Genomic DNA, 10,867 nt, shown 5'->3' with positions numbered 1-10,867 from the left:
CGCAACCATGCAAAGCCGCTCGACCTCCGGGTTGAGCGAGCACAGCCCGTTCGATAGCTTCTCCGGCAGCATAGGGATGACCCGGCGCGGGAAGTAGACGCTGGTGGCGCGCTCGTAGGCGTCGATGACCAGCGCGTTGCCGGTTTCCACGTAATTGCTGACGTCGGCAATGGCCACCAGCAGCCGCCAGCCCTTGGCGCGGCCGACCTTGGCCGGCTCGCAATAGACCGCGTCGTCGAAGTCGCGCGCGTCCTCGCCGTCGATGGTTACGAGCGGCACATCAGTGAGGTCGACCCGATTTTCCTTGTCCTGCGGCCGCACCTTGTCGGGCAGCGAACGGGCCTGCGCGATGCAGGCGTCGGAGAACTCGTGCGGCACGCCGTACTTGCGCACCGCGATCTCGATTTCCATGCCGGGATCGTCGATCTCGCCCAGCACTTCCTTGATGCGGCCGACCGGCTGCCCGTACAGGCTGGGCGGCTCGGTCAGTTCGACCACCACCACCTGGCCGGCCTTGGCCAGCCCGGTCGCCCCCTTGGGGATCAGGACGTCCTGGCCGTAGCGCTTGTCTTCCGGCGCCACCAGCCAGACGCCGCTTTCGTGCAGCAGCCGGCCGATGATTGGATGCGGCGGGCGCTCGATGATCTCGACGACTCGGCCTTCAGGGCGGCCCTTGCGGTCTTGCCGCACGATGCGCGCGCGCACCCGGTCGCGGTGCAGGACGGCCCGCATTTCGTTGGGCGGAAGATAGATATCGGGGCCGCCGTCGTCGCGCGCGACGTAGCCGTGGCCATCGCGGTGGCCCTGGATCGCGCCCTCGATTTCATCGAGGATTCCGGTGGGAGAAGGGTCTGTGCTTTTGTTATACAATGCGTTTCTTTCCTGAAATGCCCAGGTGGCGGAATTGGTAGACGCACTAGTTTCAGGTACTAGCGGGTAACTCCGTGGAGGTTCGAGTCCTCTCCTGGGCACCAACTCATGACGAGATGATAAGGCCGGCTTTGCCGGCTTTGTTGTTTCCGCGAGAGAACAACGCAAGCCGGCAATGCCGGCAGCGTTCCAAACGAAGCCGGCAACGCCGGCTTCGTCATTTTCGCGGTCGCGTGGCCGCAGCCGATGGCTGCGCTCGAAGCCTGGAGCCCGCTCAGATCGGCTCGGCCACGAGATCGTGGCCATCCGTGCTGACGATGCGGGCTTGCGTGAACTCGCCGACGGCGAGGCGCTTGCTCAACTTGCGTGGCGCAAGCAGACGGACGATGCCGTCGATTTCCGGGGCGTCCGCGTACGACCGCCCGACTCCACCCTTGCGGCCCAGCGCCGGTGCCGAATCCACCAGCACCTGCATGGTGGCGCCGATGCGCCGGCGCAGCCGCTCGGCCGACACCTGCTCGGCCACCGCCATGAAGCGGGCGCGCCGCTCTTCCCGCAGTTCCGCCGGCAGCGCGCCCGGCAGTTCGTTGGCGGCGGCGCCCGTCACCGGGCTGTAGGCAAAGCAGCCGGCGCGGTCGATCTGGGCCTCGCGCACGAAGTCCAGCAGGTGCTGGAACTCTTCTTCCGTCTCGCCCGGGAAGCCGGCGATGAAGGTGCTGCGCACAACCAGCTCGGGACACATCTCGCGCCAGCGCGCGATGCGCTCGAGGTTGCGCTCGCCCGAGGCGGGACGCTTCATCCGGCGCAGCACGTCAGGGTGGCTGTGCTGGAACGGCACATCCAGGTAAGGCAGCACCCGGCCCTGCGCCATCAGCGGAATCACCTCATCCACGTGCGGGTACGGGTACACGTAGTGCAGCCTGACCCAGGCGCCGTGCGGCTCGGCCAGCTCGCCCAGCGCCTGCACCAGGTCCAGCATGCGGGTGCGCACCGGCCGGCCGTCGAAGAAGCCGGTGCGGTACTTGACGTCAACGCCGTAGGCCGAGGTGTCCTGGCTGACCACCAGCAGCTCCTTGACGCCGCCTTCGAACAGCGCGCGCGCTTCCTTGAGCACGTCGCCCACCGGGCGGCTGACCAGGTCGCCGCGCATCGAAGGGATGATGCAAAAGGTGCAGCGATGGTTGCAGCCTTCGCTGATCTTCAGGTAGGCGTAATGCCTGGGCGTCAGCTTGATGCCCATGGCTGGCACCAGGTCGACGAACGGGTCGTGCGGCTTGGGCAGGTGCAGGTGCACCGCGTCCATCACCTCCTGGGTGGCGTGCGGGCCGGTGACGGCCAGCACCGAGGGATGCATCTGGCGCACCATGTTGCCGCCGCTGTCGCCGGTGCGCGCGCCCAGGCAGCCGGTGACGATGACGCGGCCGTTGGCGGCCAGCGCCTCGCCGATGGTGTCCAGGCTTTCCCGCACGGCGTCATCGATGAAGCCGCAGGTGTTGACGATCACGAGGTCGGCGCCCTCGAAGGTCTTGGAGGTGGCGTAGCCCTCCGCGCTGAGCTGGGTGAGGATCAGTTCGGAGTCGGTCAGCGCCTTCGGGCAGCCGAGGCTGACGAAGCCGACCTTGGGGGTGGCGGTGATGGGTTGGGGGGCAGCAAGGACGCTCATCCCCCGTATTGTCCCAGTATCTGAAAGACTTATTTCTTGATCCCGAGTGCGCCGAGCATCTGCTCGGTCTGTTTTTGCATCTGCTCCTGCATCTGCTCGAACATGGTCCGGGACTGCTCGGTGTAGTTGCCCATCAGCCCTTGCATCATGGGGTTCTGCATGCTCACGAACTTGGTCCAGGCCTCGGGCGTGAGCGTCTGCGACTGCTGCGCCATCTGGGCCTGCATGTCGGTGATCGCCTGCACGTTCTTTTCGAGGTAGTTGCCCATGAAGCCCTGCATCGCATGGCCGTAGAAGCGGATGATGTTGACCAGGGCCGCCTCGCTGAACATCGGCGCGCCGCCCGCTTCCTCCTCCAGGATGATCTGAAGCAGGATGGCGCGGGTCAGGTCTTCGTTGGTCTTGGCATCGCGAACGATGAACGACTCGGTGTCCAGCACCAGTTGCTTGACTTCGGCCAGCGTGATGTAGGTGGAGGTGTTGGTGTCGTACAGCCGGCGATTCGGGTACTTCTTGATCACCCGCTGCGCCGGCTTGGTGCCGGCATTGGTCTTCTTGCTGGTCACGAACGAAGCTCCTCGCACGGGCGAGCAGCCCGCTATTGCATAGCAGCAGATTCTAGGGAGGAGCTCGGCCGCAAGCCCGGGGTATAACCCTTACGGGCTGGGATGCGGAACGAGAAACTGGTAGGCGCGGTTGGACTTGAACTAAAAAATCAGGTCTGCAGTCATGAGGCATTATAGGGGTTCTCCACGCTGCGGAACCTTTGGCGCCAGCCGAGGCTGCGGCAGCACGAGCGCATCCACCCCGGCCGCGGCGCCCACGGTCCTCTTCGCCGGCGCCGTGAGCGCCTTCTCCTCCGGCGGGGACATCCGCGACATGCAGTGGCAATCCTCCAGCGCAGTGCACGGCACGGAGATCCAGCAGGAGTGCCGCACCCGCATCCGGCGCACGTCGCTGGCCCTAGCCAACCTGAAGGCTGCGGTGACCGCCGCCGTCACGGCACCGCGAGCGGCGCCAAGCAAGCCCGCCGACTGGGAAGTCGGTTCGCCGGTGGTGCCGGCCCGGTTCGCCCGTGGTGCCGGCCGACCCCTTGCTGGACATGTCGGGCGAGCCCGTGGCGACCGGTCTATTTGCGTGGACTCGATGAAGTCGGCCACGGGTAGCCCTTTGCCGTACAGCGCGCCCGCCACGATCACGTTCGCCTCGCAATGAAATTAGGGTTCTCACAATGAAATTGGTGCGCTATCATGGGCTCGCGAATGCGCACCACCAGGCGCGTCCAAGCGCAGCAATGCATCGAAGGAATTGCCATGAAGCGACGTCATTTCCCCGCGCTGGTCGGCCTTGTTGCCACCTGCGTCTTCAGCGCGCACGTGTCCGCCATCGCGCAAGGAGCCTTTCCGGACAGGCCTATCCGCATCGTGGTGCCGTACCCGCCGGGGGGAGCCACCGACGTGTCCGCTCGCCTGGTGGCCGGGGAGATGGCGAAGCTGCTCGCGCAAAGCGTCATCGTGGAAAACAAGCCAGGCGTCGCCGGCGTCATCGGCACGGATCTGGTGGCCAAGTCGCCCGCGGACGGATACACGCTCGTCTTCGGCGGCGCGGGGAACCTCACGTTGCGTCCGATCATGGATCCGAAGCTTTCGTACAAGGTCGACAAGGACCTCGCGCCGATCAGCCATGTCGTCACGTACGACCACCTGCTGGTGGTGCGCAACGGGCTGCCGGCGCGCACCGTACAGGAATTCCTCAAGGTGGCGAAGGAGCGCAAGCTGAGCTACGGCTCGTCCGGAACCGGCGGGCCACAGCATCTGGCCATGGAACTGTTGAAGTTCATGACCCACACCGAGATGACGCACGTGCCGTACAAAGGCGAGAGCCCCGCGATCCTGGATCTCGTCGGCGAACGCGTCGACGCGGCCATCATTTCCACCGCCGTGGCAGGCCAGTTGATCAAGGGCGGCAAGATTCGCGCAATCGCGGCGGCCAACCCGTACCGCTCCCGGATCTTTCCCGAGCTCCCCACGATCTCGGAAGCCGGCGTTCCCGGCTACGAAATGGAGGCCTATGGCGGCCTGCTGGCGCCGGCCAACACGCCCGCGCCCGTGCTGGCAAAACTCCAGCGCGCCGCAATGGACGCCATGAAAGCTCCCGCGCTGCAGCAGCAGTTCATCGATGGCGGACTGATCCCGATCGGCGGCACGTCGGCCGACCTGTCGAAGTTGCTGCAGAAAGAACGCGAGAAGTGGGCACCCATCATCAAGAGTTCCGGCGTCACGCTGGAGTGAGCAGCGGCGCCCTCCCCGGGCGCTTGGCTCTCAATAGGACTTCGGTAGCCCCAGCACCTTTTCGGCGATGTTGCACAACGCCAGGTGCGGGCTGACCGGCGCGATGCGCAGGATCATCACCTCGCGCAGGTAGCGCTCCACGTGGTATTCCTTGGCGTATCCGTACCCGCCGTGGGTCAGGATGGCCGTTTCGCAGCACTTGACCGCCGCCTCCGCCGCCAGGTACTTTGCCGCGTTGGCCTGCGGCCCGCAAGGCAGGTTGCGGTCATACAGGCCCGCTGCACGAAAGACCATGAGTTGCGCCGCCTCCAGCTCCGCCCATGAGATGGCGAGCGGATGCTGAATGCCCTGGTTCTGGCCGATCGGGCGGCCGAACACGACGCGTTCCTTTGCATAGCGCGTGGCGCGCCCCAGGGCGGCGCGGCCGATGCCCACCGCCTCCGCCGCGACCAGCACGCGCTCGGGGTTGAGGCCGTGCAGGATGTACTGGAAACCCTTGCCTTCCTCGCCGATCCGGTCCGCCACGGGCACGAGCAGGCCGTCGATGAACAGTTCGTTGGAATCGACCGCCTTGCGGCCCATCTTGTCGATCTCGCGCACGTCGATGTAGTTGCGGTCAAGCTTCGTATAGAACAGGCTCAGCCCGTCGGTCGGTCGCTTTACCTCATCCAGGGGCGTCGTGCGCGCCAGGATCAGCATGTAATCCGCCACCTGCGCCGTCGAGATCCAGACCTTGCGCCCCGAGATCAGATAGTGATCGCCGTTGCGGACCGCGCGCGTCGTCAGCTGGGTCGTATTCAGCCCGGCATCGGGTTCGGTGATTGCGAAGCAAGCCTTCGTCTCGCCCCGGATCAGCGGCGGCAAGGCGCGGCGCTTCTGCTCGTCGCTGCCGAACACCACGACGGGGTTCAGGCCGAAGATGTTCATGTGCACCGAGGACGCCGCGGACAAGGCTCCCCCTGCCTCCGCGATGGCCAGCATCATCACCGCCGCCTCGGTGATGCCCAGGCCCGAGCCGCCGTACTCCTCCGGCATCGCGATGCCCAGCCATCCGGCATCGGCGACGGCGCGGTAGAAATCTTCCGGAAAACCACCGACGCGGTCCTTGTTGAGCCAGTAGGCGTCGTCGAAACGGCTGCACAGGTCGAGGATCGCCTCGCGCAGGGCCAAGTGGCTGGATGTGAATTCGAGGTCCATGGGTGGTGTTCGGTCAGTAAGGTCGGTATGCCGGAGTCACCCTTTGCGGGCGGCCTTCCAGTTCGCCAGCTGGGTGCGCAGCGCGGTGACGAGTGCGAGCGGCTCGTCCAGCATGATGTGGTGACGTGCGTTCGCGATCTCCACCAGCGGCAGCACGCCATCGAACGCTGCGTGCGCAAACCCGCGGGCCTCGCTGCCGAAGCGCTCGCTCAGCTCGCCCCACATCAACGCCACCGGACAGCGCATGTCCAGGAGGTCCTGGACGTAGTCGAGCCGGCGTGGGTGCGTCAAGGCGGCGGGATCGAACTTCCAGCGCCAGCCGCCGGCCTCCGGCCTGATCGCCGTCCGCGCGATATGGTCCAGGTAAAAGGCGCAGTTGACGGGCTGGTCGGGCAGCACCTTGAACCGCTGCAGTGCACTTTCCCGGTCTGGATAGATCTTGGGCACCGGGCGGGACTGCACGTACGAAACGAAGGTCGCGCCGTCCGGCTCGCGCGGTGGAGAGTCGAGCACCACGAGCCCGGCCATGCGGTCGCCATGGCTGACCCCGGCCATGATCGCCACGAAACCGCCGAGACTGTGGCCGACGACGACAGGCGCTCGGCCTGGCGCGAGGCTGTCCGCCACATGCATGACCTGGTCGGCATAGCGCTCGCGAGCGTAGCGGCCGCAATGGCTGCTGTCACCCATCCCGCCGAGGTCGGGGGCGATCACGTGGTACGCGTTCGCGAGCAGGGGTGCGACAAAGCGCCACCACTCGGCGCTCGCCGCATTGCCGTGGACCAGGACGAGCGGCGGCAAGGATGCATCGCCCCACGCGAGATAGTGGATGGAGCAGCCGTCGACTTCGATGAAGCCGCTGCGGCTCTCCATGGCGCGCGCGGCGATGGCCCAAGCCGGCATGGAGGAAACGAGTTCCTGCACGAGATCCCTCACGACGTCGGGCCCAGCACGCGCGCGCCACGCAGCCGCTCCAGGCGCGCGAGCGGGATGCCCCACGACATCGCTGTGGCGTCTCCCCGTTCGCCCCGCTCCGGCGGCGGCGCAGGGTTGGCTCCGGGCGTGCGGGACAAACGGGGCGAGACGGCCGGTTGGGCCACACCATCGCTGACAACGAAGCTGCCCCGCGCCGCGTTGTGCCGGTGGCCAGGCGCCTCTTCGCGGTTCAGGACGGGAGTGACACATGCGTCGCTGTCTTCCAGCAGTTCGCACCATTCGCGTTGTGTCCTGCTCGCGAACACGGCAGTGAGCATGGCCCTTCCTTCCGGCCAGGTGAGCGGGTCATCCAGCTGCGTGAGAGCCTCGTAGGCGATGCCCGCGCGCTCGGCAAAGACCGCCCGGAATTTGTGTTCGATCGCGGCGAACGCGACGTACGCGCCGTCCGAGCAAGCGTAAGTGTCGTAGTAAGGCGCGCCGCCGTCCAGGATGTTGTGGCCGCGCGGCGCGTTGTGAATGCCGGCCGCGTACATGCCGAACATCGAGGTCATGAGCAGTGCCGTGCCTTCGACCATCGAGGCGTCGATCACCTGCCCCAAGCCAGAGCGGTCGCGCTCGACCAGCGCGCACGCGATCCCGAAGGCCAGGTTCATGGCACCACCGGCATAGTCGGCCAGCAGGTTGAGCGGTGCGTTCGGCTTCTGGCCGGCACGGCCGATGGCCGACAACGCGCCGGACAGCGCCAGGTAGTTCAGGTCGTGCCCGGCGGCGTGACGCATTGGCCCGCTCTGGCCGTAGCCGGTCATGCGGCCGTAGACCAGGCGCGGTTGGCGCGCCATGCAGGCGTCTGGCCCAAGGCCGAGCCGTTCCATGGTGCCGGGCCGAAAGCCCTCGATCAACACGTCCGCGGCGGCGGCCAGGTCAGCCACGAGGGCCACGCCGTCCGTGTGTTTGAGGTCGATCGCGATCGACTGCTTGCCACGGTGCGGCAATTCGTACTTGCGTGGCCGCGCTATACCGACGTTCGCCGGCTCCAGCCGCTCGACCAGCAGCACTTGCGCACCCATGTCGGCCAGCAGCATGCCGCACATCGGCCCGGGGCCGATGCCCGCCAGTTCGACCACCCGGACGCCCGCAAGCGGCCCGCCTTTCAATGCCATGCCCTGTATCCCCAGGTAGATTTGCGCCACGCGTGACGCAAGGTTTCGCGGAATGCCGGCGCCGCGATGGCGATCAGTCGCTCCGCGCGCTGCTCCAAGGTCGCATGCCGCAGATCGGCCACGCCGAACTCCGTCACCACCACGTCCACATCGCCGCGGCCGACAGTGGCGGGACCGTCGAGATCGACCACGATGCGGCTTTGCCGACCGCCGTGCGCCGTCGCGGGCAGCACGGTGATGGCCCGGCCGCCGCTGTCCGACTGGCGTGCCGCATGACAGAAATCGAGGAGCCCGCCGATTCCGCCCCGCTGCCGGCCGCCCACAGCCTCGCTGTTCACCTGGCCCGTGAGGTCGACCTGCAGCGCGCCGTTGATGGCGTACAGGCAATGAATGCGCGCGATGACCTCCGCCGCATGCGTGTAGTTGCCCGGCCGCACCTGCACGCCCGGGTTGTCGTCGACCCATCGGTACAGGTCGGTGCTGCCGACCACGGTGTTGGTGACGGAGGTTCCGGCATCGATCCCCTTGCGCGTGTTCGTGAGTGCGCCCGCCTGCATCAGGAGCGCAGCCGCGTCGCCGAAGACACCGGAATGCAAGCCGAGGTGGCGATGCCCGCGCAGTTGCCGGAACACGGCGTCGGGCAGGCTGCCGATGCCGGCCTGCAGCGTCGCACCATCCGGCACGATGCCGGCAACATGCTTGCCGATGGCCACGTCCACCGCTCCTGCAGCCGGGGGCAGCAGGACGACCGGCCCGGTGTCGGCCTGGACCCAGTGGTCGATGCGCACGTCGGGCGGCAGTTCGGCCCCGTGCGTCCAGGGCACGCCTGCATTGAGTTCGGCGACCACGCACCGCGCACGGCGGGCGGCATCGACGCAGTAGTCGTGGGCAAGGCCCAGGCTGGGCCGCCGCCCGCCGCGGCCGGGCGCCAACTGCAGCAACACCACGTCGGCGGGCAGCGTGCCGGCCCGGAACAGCGGAGCGATGCGGCTGTAGCGTTCGGGCAGGATCTCGAGCAGGCCGCGGTCGGCCAGCGACGCGTTGTGCCCGAGCGTTCCGTACGAGAAAAAGCGCATGCCTGCGGGAACGCCGCCGTCGAAGGTGGGGCTGAGCGTCGCGCCCAGGAACAAGGTCACGGGCGCCACGGCCGCTCCCTGCGCGACCAGCTTGCGGGTGAGCGTCAGCGGCTCTGCCGCCGCCTGGCCGCACACAATGTGGTCGCCGGCCGCCAACAGTCCATGGAAACTGAATGCGTCGGCGGGACAGAGGCGAGCCGCAGGCGTCATGCGCGACCTGGGGCCGACAGGACCATCAGGTCGCCGATGTCCTGCACCGCCTCCAGCCCGAACACCGCGGTGACTAGCTCCTGCGCCTGCCGATCCGGGATTCGTCCCTGTGCGTTGTCGTGGAACTTGGCGATCAACTCGCCGTTCGTCATCGCCGTGGAAGGATCGGGCGAAGGGCTGCCCTTCGGAAAACGCTTCTCGCCGGTAAAGCTGGTTCCGCGCGCGCGTACCTCTACCTTGGCGGGCCGGCTCGACCCGTGGCTCGTGAGAAGCTTCACGTAGTCGGGATGGACCTCGTGGCTGACCTTGTCCATCAGAGCCAGCACCGATGGGCGGAAGATGAAGGCGGGGTCTTGCCAGGCACGCGCAGTCGGCGGGCAGTGCGCCGCAAGCGCGATCCCGTGGGCGATGCTGAACTGCGCGTCCATCGGTTCGTGGATCTGGCGATTGAGCCAGATGGGGCGTTCGACCATGCCTTCGACCCAGACCTTGATCCCGTCGATCTCTTGCGGCCGGATGGCGTTCGTGCGGACGATCTCCATCAGCACGTCCGCCAGGGCGTGCAGGATCCGGCAATGCGCGTAGGGCTTGTAGGACGTCTCGGCGGGAAAGTTCCAGTCCGTCCCCAGCCCGGCGCGGATCACCGCCGGCTCCCAGCGGCTGGTGCCCATGAAGCGGGCGTAGCCGACTTCCCGGTCGTCCAGCACCGTCAGGTCGCCGCGATGTCCGAGCGCCGCCATGTGCGCTGCCGTCATGGCCGCCTGCGTGAGGGTGCCACCCAGCAGGTACTTGATGGTCGAACTCGGCGCGTGGTCGAACCAGGCCATCTGGGCATTCACGGGAGAGATGCAGCCGGCAATGCCGAGCGCGTGCGCCATGACCTCGGCGGACATTCCCTGCAGCAGGCCGATGGCCGCCGTCGCACCGAAGACGGTGCTGCTGTAGCCGAAGACGAGCGGCGTGGCGACCTTGCCGTCCCTGGTGTCGCGTAGGTAGTCCATCGCCTTGCCAAGCCTCCACGACATTTCATGGGAGACCGCGATCGCCCGAATGAGGTCCTTGCCAGCGAGGGCCTGGTCTTCCGCCACGGCCAGCGCGCCGGGCAGGACGTAAGGCGTGACATGGCCCGGCGGCAGGATCGCATCCATGTCCAGCGCGTTGATCAGCTCCGCGTTGGCGAAAGCGGCTCCGAAGACGTTGAGACGCTCGGAGGTACCGATCACCGTCGCGCGGCCGCTCGCGCCCTGCATGCGGCCGTACTCGATGCCGATGCGGCCCTTCGGCGAATCGACCGCCGCCAGTGCCGCCCCGATGGAGTCCAGCAGCAGTCGCTTGCTCTCCTCGACGACGGGCGCCGGCAGCTTCGCGTAAGGCACCTGCGTGAATGCCGCCAGTTGTTCGACGAGGGTTGCCATGCTTCTCACCTGCCGTCTTGTTGCGGCCACCGCCACAGGCGTGGCGTGT

10 protein-coding genes and 1 tRNA gene are annotated in these 10,867 nt (G+C 67.1%); 3 read left to right on the top strand and 8 right to left on the bottom strand.

Annotated features, from left to right (window positions below; genetic code table 11):
* The coding region (locus tag JWP65_RS05785) for an RNB domain-containing ribonuclease (protein ID WP_299761304.1) at nt 1-870 on the bottom strand (870 nt) is incomplete at its 3' end.
* Between the two features lie 19 nt (nt 871-889).
* Between JWP65_RS05785 and JWP65_RS05780 the strand changes: the two genes are divergently transcribed.
* Nucleotides 890-974, top strand: a tRNA-Leu gene (locus JWP65_RS05780).
* Between the two features lie 170 nt (nt 975-1,144).
* Here the strand turns inward: JWP65_RS05780 and rimO are convergent.
* Both rimO and phaR read right to left on the bottom strand, forming a co-directional pair.
* On the bottom strand, nt 1,145-2,533 hold the full coding sequence (rimO, locus tag JWP65_RS05775; RefSeq protein WP_299761301.1) for a 30S ribosomal protein S12 methylthiotransferase RimO: 1,389 nt from the start codon (nt 2,531-2,533) through the stop codon (nt 1,145-1,147).
* A 29-nt stretch (nt 2,534-2,562) separates the two neighbouring features.
* The gene (gene phaR / locus JWP65_RS05770) at nt 2,563-3,099 is read right to left on the bottom strand and encodes a polyhydroxyalkanoate synthesis repressor PhaR (protein WP_299761298.1); all 537 of its coding nucleotides are present in this window, start codon (nt 3,097-3,099) and stop codon (nt 2,563-2,565) included.
* A gap of 277 nt (nt 3,100-3,376) precedes the next feature.
* Here phaR and JWP65_RS05765 point away from each other — a divergent pair, with 277 nt between their 5' ends.
* Together JWP65_RS05765 and JWP65_RS05760 are read left to right on the top strand one after the other, a co-directional pair.
* On the top strand, nt 3,377-3,748 hold the full coding sequence (locus tag JWP65_RS05765; protein ID WP_299761295.1) for a hypothetical protein: 372 nt from the start codon (nt 3,377-3,379) through the stop codon (nt 3,746-3,748).
* Between the two features lie 47 nt (nt 3,749-3,795).
* Entirely contained in the window at nt 3,796-4,824 is a 1,029-nt protein-coding gene (locus tag JWP65_RS05760; RefSeq protein WP_299761290.1) for a tripartite tricarboxylate transporter substrate binding protein, read from the top strand.
* Between the two features lie 30 nt (nt 4,825-4,854).
* Here JWP65_RS05760 and JWP65_RS05755 read toward each other — a convergent pair whose 3' ends face one another.
* From JWP65_RS05755 to JWP65_RS05735, 5 genes are read right to left on the bottom strand one after another with little or no spacing between them, the layout of a single operon-like run.
* The gene (locus JWP65_RS05755) at nt 4,855-6,021 is read right to left on the bottom strand and encodes an acyl-CoA dehydrogenase family protein (protein WP_299761287.1); all 1,167 of its coding nucleotides are present in this window, start codon (nt 6,019-6,021) and stop codon (nt 4,855-4,857) included.
* Nucleotides 6,022-6,057: 36 nt separating this feature from the next.
* Nucleotides 6,058-6,945: an alpha/beta hydrolase gene (locus tag JWP65_RS05750; protein ID WP_299761284.1), complete on the bottom strand. Its 888-nt coding sequence runs from the start codon at nt 6,943-6,945 to the stop codon at nt 6,058-6,060.
* A gap of 8 nt (nt 6,946-6,953) precedes the next feature.
* Nucleotides 6,954-8,147 carry a CaiB/BaiF CoA-transferase family protein gene (locus JWP65_RS05745; RefSeq protein ID WP_299761281.1) on the bottom strand — a complete coding sequence of 398 codons (1,194 nt, stop codon included), beginning with the start codon at nt 8,145-8,147 and terminating at the stop codon, nt 6,954-6,956.
* On the bottom strand, nt 8,108-9,349 hold the full coding sequence (locus JWP65_RS05740) for an acetyl-CoA hydrolase/transferase C-terminal domain-containing protein (protein ID WP_299761278.1): 1,242 nt from the start codon (nt 9,347-9,349) through the stop codon (nt 8,108-8,110). Before JWP65_RS05740 ends, JWP65_RS05745 begins: the two co-directional genes overlap by 40 nt.
* Nucleotides 9,350-9,399: 50 nt before the next feature.
* Entirely contained in the window at nt 9,400-10,818 is a 1,419-nt protein-coding gene (locus tag JWP65_RS05735; protein ID WP_299761275.1) for an MmgE/PrpD family protein, read from the bottom strand.
* Nucleotides 10,819-10,867 lie beyond the last annotated feature (49 nt).

Origin of the sequence: Ramlibacter sp., assembly GCF_028292805.1 — a bacterium.
In the GTDB taxonomy this organism is placed as follows: domain Bacteria; phylum Pseudomonadota; class Gammaproteobacteria; order Burkholderiales; family Burkholderiaceae_C; genus Ramlibacter.
Note: the sequence above shows the minus strand (reverse complement) of the source record. Positions and strands in the feature narration are given on the sequence as shown.

Bases quoted from the DNA above. Each gene is read 5' to 3' on its own strand.
- rimO (WP_299761301.1), bottom strand. From the start codon at position 2,533: ATGAGCGTCCTTGCTGCCCCCCAACCCATCACCGCCACCCCCAAGGTC.
- JWP65_RS05760 (WP_299761290.1), top strand. From the start codon at position 3,796: ATGCGCACCACCAGGCGCGTCCAAGCGCAGCAATGCATCGAAGGAATT.
- JWP65_RS05755 (WP_299761287.1), bottom strand. From the start codon at position 6,021: ATGGACCTCGAATTCACATCCAGCCACTTGGCCCTGCGCGAGGCGATC.
- JWP65_RS05735 (WP_299761275.1), bottom strand. From the start codon at position 10,818: ATGGCAACCCTCGTCGAACAACTGGCGGCATTCACGCAGGTGCCTTAC.